Consider the following 16,066-nt stretch of genomic DNA (forward strand, 5'->3'; position numbering starts at 1 on the left):
TATGCCAACACAACAACTTGACTACTTCACTTCCCTGGTCACTGAGGACGAACACTTCCCATTAACGGAAGCTGCCATCGCTGTAGCACAGCATGCATATCCAGATCTGGATGTTCAAGGTGTTCTCGATCATCTTGATGAGCTGGGCAATAAATTAAAAACACGTATTACACCCGATACTTCACCAGTTCAGCGCTTGCAAATTCTGAAGCACTTTTTTTATACCGAACTGGGTTTTGGTCCCAACCCAAATGATTTTTATGCCCCTGAAAATTCTTATTTGCACTATGTGCTTGAGAATCGTAGAGGCATTCCTATCTCCCTAGCAATTCTGATGATGGAATTGGGCCAACAGATTGGCCTGAAAATTCGGGGGGTTTCGTTTCCGAATCACTTCATGATGCGCATCTCCTTGCAACAAGGTGAAGTGATCATGGATCCTTTGACTGGAGAATCCCTCTCGAAGAATCAACTGCAGGAGATGCTTGATCCCTATCTCGATGCCAAAGGCTATCGTGGTGAGCTCAGCCTCCCGCTAAACGTCTTCTTAAGGGCCTCAAGCGCACGTGAGATCTTGTCTCGATTCCTGCGAAACCTCAAGGTGATTTACTCAGAACATGAACGCTGGGAGCGCTTGCTAGGCATTCAGGAACGTTTGGTGATTTTGCTGCCAGACTCTATTGAGGAGATCCGAGATCGTGGCCTCATCTTTGCGCAGCTAGAGTATTTACGCCCCGCTTTGGAAGATATGCATCGTTATCTCAGCGAATCTCCTGAGGCAGAAGATGCTAGCGACATACGTGAACATATCGCTACTTTAGAAAGTCAAACTAAGCTGCATTAATTCAGCTTAGTTGTTCTTGCGCTGAAATAATTTATAGAGTGCAGCAAATACTACTGGCACAGCTGCCGCACCGATACCTATCAGTACGATCACGTTTAAGTTTTGACGAATAACAGGGATATTTCCAAAAAAATATCCGGCGATCACTAATCCAAATACCCACAGTGCTGCACCCGTGACATTAAATAACTGAAAGCGCGTGAAGTTCATCTCCGATACACCGGCAATGAATGGCGCAAAGGTTCTGATAATAGGTAGAAAGCGCGCCAGAATAATGGTTTTGCCACCATGCTTTTCATAAAAGGCATGCGTTTTAAGCAAGGCGCCCTGATCGATCCAACGCGATTGACTGCTAAAGATCTTTTTCCCAATCCAGCGACCAATGAAATAATTCACGGTATTACCGACCACTGCGGCAATCAATAGTCCAATACATAAAGTCCAAATATTGAAGTGCTCTGTAGCGCAATAGGCGCCCGCAATAAACAAAAGAGAATCGCCAGGCAAAAATGGAGCTACTACTAAACCCGTTTCAGCAAAGATGATGGCAAAAAGTAAGCCATATGCCCAAGGACCATATTGAGAAATGACAACGTCTAGGTGTTTATCAATATGAAGCAATAAATCACTAATTTGCAAAAGGGTATCCATCTAGTCGCTCTCTAACATGTAGTTTGTTGCGGATATTAACAGGCTCTTATAATGAAGCATGCAAACTGAACCCTACATTCAGCCTATGCAGTCGCCAAAAGTCAGTCCAATACTTTGTATTGTGGGGCCTACTGGTGCAGGCAAAACCCATCTCGCCATGTCATTGGCTGAGCACGCTAAATCCATTGGTATCACCATTGAATTAATCAGCATGGACTCAGCTTTGGTGTATCGCGGTCTCGATATTGGGAGCGCAAAACCAACTCCAGCAGAACAAGCTGCTGTAATTCATCACCTCATCGATATCCTTGAGCCCACCGAAGTATATTCAGCGGCGCGATTTGCTAAAGATGCTAAACGGCTCTGTGAAGAAATTCGTGCTCGCGGAAATATTCCCGTCGTAGTGGGTGGCACCATGCTGTATTGGAGAGCTTGGGCATATGGCCTCTCTTCATTACCAACCGCTAATCCAGAAATTCGAGTCCGCTTAGATGAAGAAGGTAAAACATTAGGTTGGCCTGCGATGCACGCCAAACTTGCTCTAGTTGATCCAGAAACTGCAGCACGCTTAATGCCTAATGACTCTCAACGAGTGCAGCGCGCCCTAGAGGTATTTGAAATCACCGGCAAGCCAATGTCCACGCTGCTAGCAGATTCACCCAGCGAAGATGGCAGAGAAGGATCAACTATTCCTGACTGGATCAAATTGGTATCGCTTGAACCGAGTGATCGTAAACGACTCCACCAAAATTTAGAAAAGCGTTTTGATGAAATGCTGCTTGCCGGATTTTTAGAGGAAGTTAAAACACTGCGCAGCAATTCTGGATTGCATGCAGATCTGCCTGCTATTCGCTCCGTAGGCTACCGTCAGGCTTGGGAATTCCTGAATGGGGAAATTGATGCGGAGCAAATGCGCTATAAAGCGTTGGCTGCAACAAGACAACTCGGAAAACGGCAGCTGACTTGGCTCCGAGCCATTGCCGGTAGGAATACTTTTGACCCCTTCAACCCAGCAGAGCTGAAGGCAGCTTTGGATTACTGTAAAAACAACTTAAAGATGTAAGTTTGCGTTGAGCGCTTAAATCACGATCGTTTGTGGAGCGCCCTGAGGACGCTCAAGCACTTCACCAACTGTCCACGCTTTTAAACCTTGCGAGGTTAATGATTTGATCGCAACATCTGCTTGGCTTGGGGCAACGATCACTACCATGCCGATACCGCAGTTAAATACACGCACCATCTCTGCATCCGCAACGCCACCCTTCATCTGCAACCAACGGAAGAGTTCTGGCATTTGCCAGCTGTCACGATGTAAAACTGCTTGAGTGTTTTCCGGCAAGACACGTGGTACGTTATCCACTAAGCCACCACCAGTAATATGGGCCATTCCTTTAACGTCAATCTCAGAAATTAATTTCAATAATGGTTTGACATAAATTTCAGTAGGGGCCATCACAACATCGCCCAAGGAGCGACCGCCTAAGTCATCGCTAGGCTTTGCACCTGCACGTTCAATAATCTTACGCACCAAAGAGTAACCATTGGAGTGCGCGCCACTCGAGCCAATTGCCAACACCACATCACCAGGAACAATGGTTTTGCCGGTAATAATTTTGGATTTTTCAACTGCGCCGACTGCAAAGCCAGCTAAGTCATATTCGCCAGGAGGATACATACCAGGCATTTCTGCAGTTTCGCCACCAATAAGTGCGCAGCCAGATAATTCGCAACCTTTGGCAATACCGCCAACAACAGTTGCTGCTGTATCCACGGTTAACTTACCGCAGGCGAAGTAATCTAAGAAGAACATCGGCTCTGCACCCTGAACCAAAATGTCATTCACACTCATCGCAACTAAGTCTTGACCGATCGTATCGTGACGATTCCACTCAAATGCCAAACGTAGTTTTGTTCCTACCCCGTCTGTGCCAGATACCAAAACGGGCTCTTTATAACGCTTTGGAATCTCAAAAAGAGCGCCAAAACCACCAATTCCAGCCAAAACACCTTCTCGCATGGTCTTTTTAGCCAAAGGCTTAATGCGGTCGACTAAGTCATCACCAGCATCAATATCAACCCCCGCATCACGGTAGGAAAGGCCTTTTGAGGAAGAATTGATAGATGAAGTCATATTTGAGCTGGGATAATAGTAAAAAATGCTAATGGATCAGTAGAATCATTGAATTCTAGAGGATTACTCGTAATGGCTGAAATTTTTACCCCTTTTTTGACGGCATTCATCCTGGCATATGCCCTGCGCCCCCTTTGCCTGTGGCTGGAGAGGCGTCAGATTCCCCGCCCTCTGGCCGCAGCGCTCAGCATGGTGGTTGGCCTATCTCTGATTTTTGGCATCTTTGGTCTCTTAATTGGCCTTCTGAAATTTGAGATTCCCCTAATTAAAGCCCAACTCCCGGAATGGATTGCCAGCACTCAGTCTTGGCTCGGACCCAAGCTAGTCCAAATGCATATTGATATTGATTGGGGCGCCTTCAAAAGTAATGTCACAGCAAAAATTACGGAACATATTAGCGATAACGCAGATACCTTAATTGGCAGCACGATAGATACCGTGCTCGTATCTGGAAGCTCTGTCCTCTCTGGATTTGTAAATGGTGTCTTAATTATTTTTGTGATGTTTTATTTGCTGATTGATTGGGAACATTTTTTTGGTCTGATCAAAAAATTGGTTCCGCCACGCGCACAAGAAACCGTACATCACTTAGCCATGCATACCGATGGCTTGTTATCCCAATATTTGCGCGGCATGTTGATCGTCATTTCTATCATGGCCGTTTTTTATAGTATCGGCCTAACCGTAATCGGAATTAAAGGAGCTGTTGCACTAGGCGTCTTTACTGCCATCATGATTGTGATTCCTTATATTGGAATCACTTTAGGCTTAAGCCTTGCAGTTCTCTCTGCGTTATTACAATTTGGTATGAGTACTCAACTAGTTGGAGTCCTTGCCCTGTTTGGTCTGGGACAATTTCTAGAGGGCTTCTTCCTAACCCCGCGCCTAGTGGGTGAGCGCATTGGACTTCACCCAGTAGCAGTGGTTTTTGCTTTGCTACTCTTTGGCAAGATCTTTGGTTTCTTTGGCGTGTTGCTTGCCTTGCCAATTAGCGCCGTCAGCTTAGTGCTCGTTCAATACCTTTGGTCTGTCTATGCACAAAGTTCTTGGTATCAAAAATAATTTCGCTTTAATGATTACCTCTTCGTGAACATACCTCCGCTTCCAAGACAATTCGCCTTAGATATTAGCCACGCACCTAAAGCCAGTCTAGACAACTACCTGCCAGGAAAAGATCGCGCATTAGTAGCGACATTACAAAGACTGTGTCAATCTTGGGTAAGCCCCTCTACAGAGGAGCCTAATAATCCACTCAACCATCGGTGGATCTATTGGTGGGGACCTGAAGGCTCTGGCCGATCACACTTACTTCAAGCCATGGAACAGGCTGCAGAAAATGCCAGCCTTCAATCTTTCTCGTTAAATCCGAGTGAGCCTGTATCTTGGGTGCGCCTTGAGGAAAAATTACCTACTCTTGTACAAACCGATACCGCCTCAGTCATCACGGTAGATGATGTTGATCGTTTAGATGAACGCTTGGTTGGCGCCCTCTTTCGGATTTTGAATGAAGTTCATGCCAGTAAAAATATTCATATCTTCATGGCTGGCAAAGCGGCGCCGACTAATTTGACACTCCGAGAGGACCTCCGAACACGTCTAGGCTGGGGTTTGATCTTCCAAACCCAACTTTTAGACGATGATGAGAAAATACAAGCATTGGAGCAGGCAGCCAAAGAGCGTGGATTAGTCTTATCTCCAGACGTCTTGCCATGGTTGCTAAATCGCTTTTACCGTGACATGCCCAATTTAATGGCTTTAATTGATGCTTTAGATGCTTATTCATTAGAAACAAAACGTGCTGTAACCTTGCCCCTGGTGCGCGAACTCTTACAGCCCAAATAATCCATTCATTACTCTATTTGTGACCCAGCTAGCCCTTTTCGATTTAGACCACACCCTACTCCCTTGCGATAGCGATTATGAGTGGGGCCAATTTTTGGCTCGCATCGGCGTAGTTGATAGCCAATACTATGCTCGCCAAAATGAACGCTTCTATCAGGACTACAAAGACGGCAAGCTCGATATTCATGAGTTTCTGCGTTTCGCATTAAAGCCTCTCTCTGAACACTCACGCGCCCAATTAAAAGAATGGCACGACGCTTTTATGGAAGAAGTGATTCGCGGTCAATTGCGGCAAGAAGCTATTGATTTAGTAAAGCGCCACCAAGATGCAGGCGACTTATGCTGTGTGGTCACCGCCACTAATAGCTTTGTGACTCGCCCAATTGTTGAAAGTTTTGGGATTGAGCATCTCATTGCTACTGAGCCGGCGACTAGCGATGATCACCCTCTGTCAAATTACACCGGTGAAGTCAAAGGCATTCCAAACTTTCGCGAAGGAAAGATTCAGAATCTGCATGATTGGCTAGCGAACCAAAAACTGAGCTTGAGCACATTGCCGCGCAGTTACTTCTACTCTGACTCGATGAATGATTTACCCCTACTTGAACAAGTAAGACATCCTGTTGCCACTAACCCTGATGATCGGCTGCGCAGTGAAGCGCAAAAGCGCGATTGGCCCATTCTTGAATTGTTTGCATGATTACTAAATTTATTAAGCGCATCTTGCGTCGTGACCCTATGGTCAAACATACGCAAGCGAACAATACGGGAGCCCCTAAGCGCATCCCAAAAAAATCGCATCGCATTGATCCACACTTACTCTCTAAGAATGCTGTCAAAGTAACTCAAACCTTGCAACAAGCAGGTTACGAAGCATTTATTGTTGGTGGCGCAGTACGCGATCTTGTTCTCGGAATTGGCCCCAAGGATTTTGATGTAGCAACCAATGCAACCCCTGATCAGGTGCAAAGACTATTCCGCAAGGCGCGCCTCATTGGTCGGCGCTTTCAGATTGTGCACGTGACCTTCTTTGGCAAGGGTCATCCAGAAATTATTGAGGTATCAACCTTTAGAGCCCTGCTAGATAACGCCGGTGACCATGTTGCTGAAAGCGGTCGCATTTTGCGTGACAACGTTTGGGGATCGCAAGGTGAGGATGCAGCACGTCGTGATTTTACGATTAATGCAATGTATTACGATCCTTCAAGCGAGACAGTCTTGGACTATCACGGTGGTATGGTCGACATGCAAAAGAAAACATTGCGCATGATTGGCGATCCTACAAAACGCTATCGAGAAGATCCTATTCGCATGCTCAGGGCGATTCGTTTTGCAGCTAAAACTGAATTTACCCTGGATGCTGCTACCCGTGCGCCAATTGCCAAGCTGGGCAAGCTATTACAAGATGTGCCATCAGCAAGACTCTTTGATGAAATTCTCAAACTCTTAATGTCAGGCTATTCTTGGGCTGCTATTCAAGGACTACGAGATGCTGGTTTACATCATGGCTTGTTGCCGCTTCTAGATCACATCCTAGATAACAATGAAGCCTCTAAAGGTGCCAATGATTTTGTAAAGCTAGCCCTTGCCAATACGGATGAACGAATCCAGTCAGGTAAAAGTGTTTCAGCAGGCTTTTTATTTGCCACATTACTTTGGCCCGATCTCCTCCAAAACTGGAAAGCAAATATCGCCAAAGGAATGGCTAATATCCCAGCACTGCACGATGCCATGGATGACACGATCGCCACACAAAGTAGCGGCATGACGATCCAGCGCCGCTTTGAGAGTGATATGCGGGAAATCTGGTCTATGCAGCCCCGTTTCGAAAAACGGGTGGGGCGCTACCCTTATCGCCTTGTTGAATCCCCACGCTTCAGGGCGGGTTATGACTTCATGCTTCTGCGCTGCGCCACAGGCGAACAGAATCCAGCCATCGGCGAATGGTGGACTAACTTCATTGCGGCCGACCCTGTGGGCCAAGAGGAGCTGATGGCCAGGGCTAAAAATGAATCTGGCTCGACACTAGGATCGCCAGTCAAAAGACGCCGACGCAGGAAACCCAAAGCAGCCACCCCAACAGAACCTGAGGCAAGCTAAGCAGACTTAGAGAAATTTCAGTAAAGTAGTTTCATCTCTAGTTTGGAATCGTATGGCACGAGCATTTATCGGATTTGGTGGCAATATCGGCGACACGCGTCAACTCATCACTGACGCCATCGTTTGTCTGGCACAGCGCTCAGAATTACATATTCTGGCCAAAAGTTGCTTTTATCAAAGCGCACCTGTCGACGCACTTGGTGGCGACTACATCAATGCCGTTATTGAAATTGAAACTCAATTAAGCCCTTACGGCCTTCTTCATGTCTGCCAAGCTATTGAACAAGAATTTGGTAGAGAGCGTCCATATGCAAATGCGCCGCGCACCCTGGATCTCGATATCTTGTCTTTTGAGGGCGTTATTCAAAATGAAACTGAGTTAATGCTTCCTCATCCCAGAATCATCGAACGCTCATTTGTATTGCTCCCTTTACTCGAAATCGCGCCAGACTTCTTCCTGCCGAATCTAGGCGAACTAAAGGCCTACCTCCCAAAAGTAGCCCATCAAAGAATCGAAAAACTCGCTTGCCGTAACTGCAATTGCGGGGAAAAAGACGTTTATAGCCAAACGGCGCATTAATTCATTAAACTCACGCCATGGGTTACTTACAAGGCGACAAGCCACTCTCAATTACTAAGCTGCTGGCGATGCATGCCGAGCATGAAAAAATCACCATGCTCACTGCATATGATTCGACTATGTCTGCATTGCTAAATCGCTGCGGGGTTGAGGTCATCTTAATTGGCGACTCTTTGGGTAACGTCATTCAAGGCCACTCCAGCACAACGCCGGTGACTATTGAACAAATGGCTTATCACACCGAATGTGTCGCCCGCGCCAACACCCACGCATTTTTGATCGCTGACTTACCTTTTGCCAGCTATGGTGACCCGGTGCAGGCTTTGGATTCTGCAGCAATGTTGATGCGTGCTGGCGCTGATATGGTCAAACTAGAAGGTGGAGACTGGCAAGTCGACATCATCCGTTATCTGGTAGAACGCAGCGTTCCTGTCTGCGCTCACCTTGGCTTGCTTCCTCAGTCCGTGCACGTACTCGGCGGCTACAAAGTTCAAGGCAAGTCCAAAGATGCTGCTACGCATATGTTGGAGCAAGCACTTGCCTGCCAAGAAGCAGGGGCGCAAATGGTTGTGCTTGAAGCTATCCCGTCCTCACTTGGCGAAAAGATTACCGCTGAACTCCATATTCCGACCATAGGAATTGGAGCGGGCCCAGATTGCTCTGGTCAGGTATTAGTTCTGCAAGATATGCTGGGCATTAGCCCCGGCAGACCTCCCAAGTTTGTTAAGAACTTCATGGAAGGCCATCACTCTGTAGAGGCCGCAGTTAAGGCCTACGTGCGTGAAGTCAAGTCCGGAAAATTTCCCGGACCTGAGTACGGTTTTGCTGGCTAATTAGCTAAAGAAACTCTTTACACCGTCAAACCAACCCTTTTGCTGTGGGCTATGTTTGTCACCAGCAGATTTAAGACTGTCATCAAACTTCTGCAGCATTTTCTTTTGCTCGTCAGTCAACTTCACAGGCGTTTCAACGACAACGTGAACAAATAAATCACCCACTAAGGTTGAGCGCAAGCCTTTAATGCCTTTATTACGCAAGCGGAAGGTTTTGCCTGTCTGAGTTCCCTCGGGGATGGGGAACTCAACCCGACCTGAAAGTGTTGGCACTTCTATCTCGCCACCAATAGTGGCTGTTGCAAATGAGATTGGCATCTGCACATGTAAATCGCTGCCATCTCGCTCGAATACCTTATGGGGCTTAACGCGCACCTCTACATATAGATCGCCCGCTGGACCGCCATTAATACCTGGCTCACCATTACCGACCGAACGTACGCGCATACCATCATCAATGCCCGCTGGAATTTTGATTTCTAGGGTTTTTTGTTCTTTATGCTTACCGGTGCCATGACAAGTTTTGCAAGGCTTAGGAATGTACTCGCCAGTACCACGACATTTAGGACAAGTTTGTTGCATAGAGAAGAAGCCCTGCTGCACACGGACCTGACCATGACCATTACAAGTAGTACATGTCTCAGCCTTAGATCCAGGCTCTGCGCCAGTGCCATGGCATGGCTTACAGTTACTCCAACTGGGCACCCGAATTTGAGTTGTATAACCCTCAGCTGCTTGCTCAAGGCTAATGTCCATGTTGTAGCGTAAATCTGCGCCTTTATAGACTTGTGGACCAGACTGACGGCCGCCGCCTTGACCGAAAATATCACCAAAGATGTCGCCGAAGGCATCTGCAAAGCCGCCGCCGCCAAAACCACCTCCACCGAAACCGCCGCCCATAGATGGGTCTACGCCAGCGTGCCCATACTGGTCGTAAGCTGCTCGCTTATTAGGATCTGTGAGTGTTTCGTAGGCTTCTTTAACTTCTTTAAATTGGGCTTCAGCCGTTTTACTATCGGGATTGCGATCTGGATGATATTTCATTGCCATCTTGCGATAAGCCTTTTTCAACTCATCGTCACTGGCACCTTTTGCTACACCAAGCACTTCGTAAAAATCGCGTTTACCTTTAGACACAGCCTATTCCTCTCAACAACCTGAATGACACAAGTCGGCACGAGGCCGACTTGTTATTTAAGTACATCAAAACTACGTTAACGATACGTGTTGACTAGATTATTTCTTGTCATCAACTTCTTTGAAGTCCGCATCAACAACATCAGCATCTGGGGCTGCTTTTGGCTCGCCACCAGGAGCTGCGCCTTGAGCAGCACCTGCTTTAGCTTGTTCAGCAGCCATGACTTTCTCGCCCAGCTTCTGACTTGCTTTACCCAAAGCTTCGGTCTTGGCTTCAATGGCTTCTTTATCGCTACCTTTGATTGCTTCATCCAATTCTTTGAGGGCCGCTTCAATCGCCTCTTTTTCAGCGGCTTCTAAGCTAGCACCATGCTCTTCCAAGGCCTTCTTGGTAGAGTGAGCCAAGGCATCTGCAGTATTGCGTGCAGTTACCAGCTCCAATGCTTTCTTATCTTCAGCAGCATTGGCTTCAGCATCTTTCACCATGCGTTGAATTTCTTCTTCAGTCAAACCAGAGTTTGCCTTGATGGTGATCTTGTTCTCTTTACCAGTGGTCTTGTCTTTTGCAGTTACATGCAAAATACCGTTGGCATCGATATCAAAAGTCACTTCAATTTGTGGCATACCGCGTTGCGCAGGTGCAATACCTTCGAGATTAAATTCACCGAGCAATTTATTTGCAGCCGCCATCTCACGCTCACCTTGGAAGCATTTGATAGTTACCGCAGGCTGATTATCTTCTGCAGTAGAGTAAACCTGTGAATGCTTGGTAGGAATCGTTGTGTTCTTCGGAATCATCTTGGTCATCACGCCACCAAGAGTTTCGATACCCAAAGACAATGGAGTCACATCCAAGAGCAATACGTCTTTGCGATCGCCAGACAATACGGAACCTTGAATAGCTGCACCAACGGCTACCGCTTCATCAGGATTTACGTCTTTACGTGGCTCTTTGCCAAAGATTTCTTTTACTTTGTCTTGAACTGCAGGCATACGAGTCTGGCCACCGACCAAAATCACGTCGTCGATATCCGCTACGTTTACGCCGGCATCTTTAATGGCAGTTAAGCAAGGACCAGCGGTACGCTTGATCAACTCTTCTACCAAAGATTCCAACTTAGCACGGGTCAACTTCAAGTTCAAATGCTTAGGACCGCTAGCATCAGCTGTCACATAAGGCAGGTTAATTTCAGTTTGTTGTGCAGATGACAATTCGATCTTGGCTTTTTCTGCAGCATCTTTCAAGCGTTGCAATGCTAAAACGTCTTTGCTCAAATCAACGCCTTGCTCTTTCTTAAACTCAGCAATGATCCAGTCAATGATGCGTTGGTCAAAGTCCTCACCACCCAAGAATGTGTCACCGTTGGTAGAGAGCACCTCAAACTGCTTCTCACCATCAACGTTAGCAATCTCAATAATGGATACGTCGAATGTACCGCCGCCCAAGTCGTACACAGCAATCTTACGATCTACTTTGTCTTGCTTATCCAATCCAAAAGCCAATGCGGCAGCAGTTGGCTCATTAATGATGCGCTTGACATCTAAGCCGGCAATACGACCAGCATCTTTGGTAGCTTGACGTTGGCTGTCATTAAAGTAAGCAGGAACAGTAATCACCGCCTCGGTTACTTCTTCGCCAAGATAGTCTTCGGCAGTCTTTTTCATCTTGCGCAAGATCTCAGCAGAAACTTGCTGTGGCGCCATTTTCTTATCGCGTGCCTGAACCCAAGCATCGCCATTGTCTGCTTGAATAATTTCATAAGGCATCAGGCTAATGTCTTTTTGCACTTCAGGATCGGTAAACTTACGACCCATCAAACGCTTCACTGCATAAATCGTATTTTTAGGATTAGTCACTGACTGACGTTTTGCTGGCGCACCAACCAATACTTCACCATCCTCAACATAGGCAATGATGGATGGAGTTGTACGACCGCCTTCTGCGTTCTCGACAACTTTAGGTGCATTGTTTTCAACGACTGAAACGCACGAGTTAGTGGTTCCTAAGTCGATTCCGATAATCTTTCCCATAATTACTCCAAAAAATTAAGTTACTTTGTTGTACTTCTAAGTTGATTGAGGCAATTCATCTGAACTGCCGCGAATATTCCAATACCCAATAAATGGGGTCTAAAAAAGGGAATTCAAGGGGTAGAAGAGCAAAAAAGGCAGAAATCTGCTCTTTTTATGCTTTATTCGGGATTTAAACCCTCTTTTGGGCTTATTTCGGGGCGCTAACGGTCACCAAAGCAGGTCTGAGAACCCGATCTGCCACGGTGTAACCCCGCTGAAGCACTGAAACTACGGTATTAGCCTCTTGCTCAGATGGAACTGAGGCAATAGCCTGGTGATGGTGCGGATCAAATTTATCCCCCACCGCAGGGTTAATTTCTGTCATCCGACCCTTTTCAAAAGCAGATAAAAGCTGCTTTAAGGTGATTTCCAGACCTTCTTTAAAGGCCTTAGCATCGCCTGCGTCTGTACTCAAGGCCGCATACAAACTGTCAGTTACTGGCACTAAGTGCTCAGCGAAACTTTCAATCGCAAACTTATGGGCCTTCGCAATATCTTCAACTGCACGGCGACGGATATTTTCACCTTCAGCTTTGGCGCGCAGGAAGTTGTCTTGTAAGTCGGATACCTTCTGATTGAGTTCAGCGATCTCTTGTTCAGGTGTTTTTACCGCAGGAGTTTCTGCTGCAGTCTCAACAACTGGATCAGCCGCAGGGTTCTCCTGCTCTGGTGTTGGGTTTTGATTTTCTTGTGTCATGGACGCTAATTCACTTTTCTGTAGTTGAGGCTATTACTTTGCTATGTGGGGTCAGTGTATTCAATTTCAAGACCTGTTCTTCGCTTGCTCGGCTCTTTCGTTCCGCTTAGCAAGCTCTTCTGCAGACTCTGTACCCAAAGACCAGCCCAATAAATGCTGATAGACAATATCGCTCAGAGCCTCTATCCACTTAGGGTTACTGTTCATGCAAGGAATATAACGGTAGTCTTTTCCACCATGTGCCAAGAAGTCTTCTCTGGCTTCCATAGCAATCTCTTCCAGTGTTTCAAGACAATCCGCCGGAAATCCAGGGCAGAAAATATCGACTCGCTGACAACCTTCCTTCGCTAATTTTTCAATAGTTGGTGCGGTATACGGCTTCAACCATTCGGCTTTTCCAAAACGAGATTGAAAAGTTACTAGATACTGCCCTGGCTCTAATCCCAGAGATTCACCCAGCAAGCGTCCTGTTTTTAAACACTCACAATGGTATGGGTCGCCCTTCATTAAATTGCGTTTTGGCAACCCATGGAAAGACATCACAAAACGATCGCCACGTGCAAAATCTGGGCGTCCATCTTTATCCCAACTACTAAGCACCTGATCACGTAAAGCAGCAATGTAGGCAGCATTGTCGTGATAGTGCTTCACCAGACGCAACTCAGGTTGATCGCGCCAAGTGCCGAGTACGCGAAAGACTTCATCAAAGCTTGAGGCGCTAGTAGTGGCTGAGTATTGTGGGTATAGGGGTAATAGCAGCAAGCGCTCCATTCCTTGGGCCTTCAGGTCTTCCAGGGCCTCTTGGGTCGAGGGCTTGCCATAGCGCATCGCCAAATCGACCAAAATAGTATGGCCCTCATTGGCAAATTTCTCGCCCAACTCCTTCGCCTGTAAACGCGAGTAATGCATGAGTGGTGAGCCTAATTGTGGCAACCAAATAGAAGCGTATTTTTTAGCAGAAGCGCCACTGCGAATCGGCAGAATAATTCCGTTCAAAATCATCCACCAAATAAAGCGTGGAATTTCTACGACTCGCGGATCGGAGAGAAATTCTTTTAAGTAAGCTCGCACTGCTTTTGGTGTTGGAGCAGATGGCGTGCCTAAATTCAATAACAATACTGCCGTTTTGGAAGCGCGTAAGTGTGGATTCTGATTCAAAATAAGTGTCTCTAGTTAAAAATAGTATTCAGTTCAAAGCTCAGGAGCTTAACGCGCCCGATAATAATTTAGAGGTGATATCGACAATTGGTATCACCCTGTCATAAGCCATACGGGTTGGGCCAATCACCCCTAGGGTTCCTACGATCTGCCCATCAACACTATATGGGGCGCTGATTACCGCTAAATCTTCGTAAGGCAAGAGATCACTCTCTCCGCCAATAAAGATCTGAATACCATCAGCATGACTCGATACATCAAGTAATTGCATCAGAACTGATTTTTGCTCCAACATATCAAACATCTTGCGCAACTTATCAAGGTTAGAACTTAAATCACCGACATTAAGTAAGCGCCGTTCACCGGAAAGCACCATGTCACCCCGACTCATGTCGTAATCAGCAACACCACTCTGCAATGCTAAAGCCATCAAGCCAGAAATGTCTGCACGTAAATTATCTAAATCCGATTTGAGATGCAAGCGTACTTGCTCAAAACTTTTTCCAGCAAACTGGGCGTTAATGTAATTACCCGCCTCAATTAATTGACTGGGCGTGTAATCTTGAGTGGTCGGCAAAATGCGGTTTTGCACATCACCCTCTGGAGTGACCATAATGAGCAAAATCTTGCCCTCACCCAAACGCAGAAACTCGATATGCTTAAACACTTGGGCACGCTTTGGGGTCATCACGACACCGGCGAAATGGGTGAGATTGGACAAAATCTGAGCCGCTGAATTCAGCACCCGCTGTGGAGAATCTGGCAAGAGTCCCTTTTCAACTTCACGAGCCGCCATTGCCTCCAAGGGACGGACAGTCACCATGGTGTCAACGAAGAGGCGATACCCCCTAGGGGTTGGAATACGGCCAGCAGAGGTGTGGGGGCTAGTAACTAGGCCCATGTCCTCTAAATCAGCCATGACATTGCGAATAGTGGCGGCTGAGAGGTCTAAACCTGAGAATCTCGATAGCGTACGCGAGCCAATAGGCTGACCCTCCTCGATATAGCGCTCGATGAGGGTTTTAAGTAAAGCGCGGGAACGTTCATCCATGTTGGAAGGGATTTTATGCCTATGGTTTAATCGTTATATGTTAAGCCCATCCCCAAATTCCTCCAAGAAGGCTTTTAGCCGGGTGGCGCTCGTCGGCAAACTGCAGACAGACGGCATCGAGGAGCACCTTCAGGATCTAGCCAAATTGGTCTCCGGATTGGGTTGCGAGGTCTTTATTGAGGCTGGTACTGCCGCTCATCTGGGCTTAAGTGACTACCCCACTAAAACGGCCCAAGACTTTGCTGGAGCCATTGATCTGGTAGTGGTGTTGGGCGGTGACGGCACCATGTTAGGTATTGCTCGCCAATTAGCAGGTAGCAATGTTCCCCTAGTTGGTATCAATATGGGTCGTCTTGGTTACATGACCGACATTCCAATTCAATCTGTCAAAGAGACTTTGCCAAAAATCATCGCCGGTGAATATGAAGCCGATACCAGAACTCTGCTCGACGCTGTCGTGCTGCGCGATGGTAAGGAAATTAATCGCGCCTTAGCACTCAATGATGTGGTCGTAAATCGCTCTGGTATTTCTGGAATGGTTGAGCTAGCAGTTCGCGTCAATGGCTCCTTTATGTACAACCAGCGTTCGGATGGTTTGATTGTCTCTACTCCGACAGGATCTACCGCCTACGCCTTATCGGCTGGTGGGCCCATCTTGCATCCACACGTTGCTGGGATTTTGCTAGTACCGATTGCGCCGCACTCACTCTCCAATCGCCCGATTGTCTTGCCCCAAGATAGTCTTACGGTAATCGAGGTAATTAATGGACTGGAAGTGATTGTCAACTTTGATATGCAGTCGCAAACTAATCTGCAAAGTGGTGACAAGGTTGAAGTGCGTCAATCTGATAAAACGATTGCTCTTTTGCACCCGAGCAATCATAGTGACTACAAAACTTTGCGCGAGAAGTTGCATTGGAATGAATACCCGTCGACATTCTGATGTCGAGTTCTTTGCTACGCTAATAC

General features: G+C 46.8%; 16 protein-coding genes. 9 read left to right on the forward strand and 7 right to left on the reverse strand.

Translation table 11 applies throughout. From position 1 onward, the window contains the following. Position 1 precedes the first annotated feature (1 nt). Positions 2-844 (forward strand): SirB1 family protein, encoded by an 843-nt coding sequence (locus FD961_RS07850; RefSeq protein WP_071466056.1) that lies wholly within the window; start codon positions 2-4, stop codon positions 842-844. A 6-nt stretch (positions 845-850) separates the two neighbouring features. Here the strand turns inward: FD961_RS07850 and FD961_RS07855 are convergent, their stop codons facing one another. After that, entirely contained in the window at positions 851-1,495 is a 645-nt protein-coding gene (locus tag FD961_RS07855; protein ID WP_215393371.1) for a DedA family protein, read from the reverse strand. Between the two features lie 58 nt (positions 1,496-1,553). Between FD961_RS07855 and miaA the strand changes: the two genes are divergently transcribed. After that, on the forward strand, positions 1,554-2,558 hold the full coding sequence (gene miaA / locus FD961_RS07860; RefSeq protein ID WP_215393372.1) for a tRNA (adenosine(37)-N6)-dimethylallyltransferase MiaA: 1,005 nt from the start codon (positions 1,554-1,556) through the stop codon (positions 2,556-2,558). Positions 2,559-2,573: 15 nt separating this feature from the next. Here miaA and purM read toward each other — a convergent pair whose 3' ends face one another. After that, the gene (gene purM / locus FD961_RS07865; RefSeq protein WP_215393373.1) at positions 2,574-3,626 is read right to left on the reverse strand and encodes a phosphoribosylformylglycinamidine cyclo-ligase; all 1,053 of its coding nucleotides are present in this window, start codon (positions 3,624-3,626) and stop codon (positions 2,574-2,576) included. Positions 3,627-3,698: 72 nt separating this feature from the next. Between purM and FD961_RS07870 the strand changes: the two genes are divergently transcribed. The 6 genes from FD961_RS07870 to panB are packed head-to-tail and all read left to right on the forward strand — an operon-like array spanning position 3,699 to position 8,981. After that, positions 3,699-4,688 (forward strand): AI-2E family transporter, encoded by a 990-nt coding sequence (locus tag FD961_RS07870; RefSeq protein WP_215393374.1) that lies wholly within the window; start codon positions 3,699-3,701, stop codon positions 4,686-4,688. Between the two features lie 24 nt (positions 4,689-4,712). Continuing rightward, positions 4,713-5,468, forward strand: a complete 756-nt coding sequence (gene hda / locus FD961_RS07875; protein WP_215393375.1) for a DnaA regulatory inactivator Hda — start codon at positions 4,713-4,715, stop codon at positions 5,466-5,468. 19 nt (positions 5,469-5,487) lie between these two features. Next, positions 5,488-6,168 (forward strand): HAD family phosphatase, encoded by a 681-nt coding sequence (locus tag FD961_RS07880; RefSeq protein WP_215393376.1) that lies wholly within the window; start codon positions 5,488-5,490, stop codon positions 6,166-6,168. Beyond that, complete coding sequence (pcnB, locus tag FD961_RS07885; RefSeq protein ID WP_215393377.1) at positions 6,165-7,568, forward strand: polynucleotide adenylyltransferase PcnB; 1,404 nt, start codon at positions 6,165-6,167, stop codon at positions 7,566-7,568. The genes FD961_RS07880 and pcnB overlap by 4 nt, the downstream gene beginning before the upstream one ends. 52 nt (positions 7,569-7,620) lie before the next feature. Then, entirely contained in the window at positions 7,621-8,148 is a 528-nt protein-coding gene (folK, locus tag FD961_RS07890; RefSeq protein ID WP_215393378.1) for a 2-amino-4-hydroxy-6-hydroxymethyldihydropteridine diphosphokinase, read from the forward strand. 17 nt (positions 8,149-8,165) lie between these two features. Next, entirely contained in the window at positions 8,166-8,981 is an 816-nt protein-coding gene (gene panB, locus FD961_RS07895) for a 3-methyl-2-oxobutanoate hydroxymethyltransferase (RefSeq protein WP_215393379.1), read from the forward strand. Here panB and dnaJ read toward each other — a convergent pair whose 3' ends face one another. The 5 genes from dnaJ to hrcA form a co-directional block, all read right to left on the reverse strand. After that, positions 8,982-10,118, reverse strand: a complete 1,137-nt coding sequence (gene dnaJ / locus FD961_RS07900; RefSeq protein WP_071466064.1) for a molecular chaperone DnaJ — start codon at positions 10,116-10,118, stop codon at positions 8,982-8,984. 99 nt (positions 10,119-10,217) lie between these two features. Further along, entirely contained in the window at positions 10,218-12,149 is a 1,932-nt protein-coding gene (gene dnaK, locus FD961_RS07905) for a molecular chaperone DnaK (RefSeq protein ID WP_071466065.1), read from the reverse strand. Between the two features lie 190 nt (positions 12,150-12,339). Next, entirely contained in the window at positions 12,340-12,888 is a 549-nt protein-coding gene (grpE, locus tag FD961_RS07910; RefSeq protein ID WP_215393380.1) for a nucleotide exchange factor GrpE, read from the reverse strand. Positions 12,889-12,954: 66 nt separating this feature from the next. Then, positions 12,955-14,046 (reverse strand): ferrochelatase, encoded by a 1,092-nt coding sequence (gene hemH / locus FD961_RS07915; protein WP_215393381.1) that lies wholly within the window; start codon positions 14,044-14,046, stop codon positions 12,955-12,957. Positions 14,047-14,086: 40 nt separating this feature from the next. After that, the gene (gene hrcA, locus FD961_RS07920) at positions 14,087-15,097 is read right to left on the reverse strand and encodes a heat-inducible transcriptional repressor HrcA (RefSeq protein WP_071466068.1); all 1,011 of its coding nucleotides are present in this window, start codon (positions 15,095-15,097) and stop codon (positions 14,087-14,089) included. A gap of 37 nt (positions 15,098-15,134) precedes the next feature. Here hrcA and FD961_RS07925 point away from each other — a divergent pair, with 37 nt between their 5' ends. Then, positions 15,135-16,040: an NAD kinase gene (locus FD961_RS07925; RefSeq protein ID WP_071466374.1), complete on the forward strand. Its 906-nt coding sequence runs from the start codon at positions 15,135-15,137 to the stop codon at positions 16,038-16,040. The last annotated feature ends 26 nt before the right edge of the window (positions 16,041-16,066 follow it).

Origin of the sequence: Polynucleobacter sp. TSB-Sco08W16 (assembly GCF_018687455.1) — a bacterium.
GTDB lineage: Bacteria > Pseudomonadota > Gammaproteobacteria > Burkholderiales > Burkholderiaceae > Polynucleobacter.

Coding starts and splice junctions, on each gene's coding strand:
- miaA (WP_215393372.1), top strand. CDS start 1,554: ATGCAAACTGAACCCTACATTCAGCCTATGCAGTCGCCAAAAGTCAGT.
- dnaK (WP_071466065.1), bottom strand. CDS start 12,149: ATGGGAAAGATTATCGGAATCGACTTAGGAACCACTAACTCGTGCGTT.
- FD961_RS07925 (WP_071466374.1), top strand. CDS start 15,135: ATGTTAAGCCCATCCCCAAATTCCTCCAAGAAGGCTTTTAGCCGGGTG.
- folK (WP_215393378.1), top strand. CDS start 7,621: ATGGCACGAGCATTTATCGGATTTGGTGGCAATATCGGCGACACGCGT.
- FD961_RS07870 (WP_215393374.1), top strand. CDS start 3,699: ATGGCTGAAATTTTTACCCCTTTTTTGACGGCATTCATCCTGGCATAT.
- hrcA (WP_071466068.1), bottom strand. CDS start 15,097: ATGGATGAACGTTCCCGCGCTTTACTTAAAACCCTCATCGAGCGCTAT.
- grpE (WP_215393380.1), bottom strand. CDS start 12,888: ATGACACAAGAAAATCAAAACCCAACACCAGAGCAGGAGAACCCTGCG.
- pcnB (WP_215393377.1), top strand. CDS start 6,165: ATGATTACTAAATTTATTAAGCGCATCTTGCGTCGTGACCCTATGGTC.
- FD961_RS07855 (WP_215393371.1), bottom strand. CDS start 1,495: ATGGATACCCTTTTGCAAATTAGTGATTTATTGCTTCATATTGATAAA.
- FD961_RS07850 (WP_071466056.1), top strand. CDS start 2: ATGCCAACACAACAACTTGACTACTTCACTTCCCTGGTCACTGAGGAC.
- purM (WP_215393373.1), bottom strand. CDS start 3,626: ATGACTTCATCTATCAATTCTTCCTCAAAAGGCCTTTCCTACCGTGAT.
- panB (WP_215393379.1), top strand. CDS start 8,166: ATGGGTTACTTACAAGGCGACAAGCCACTCTCAATTACTAAGCTGCTG.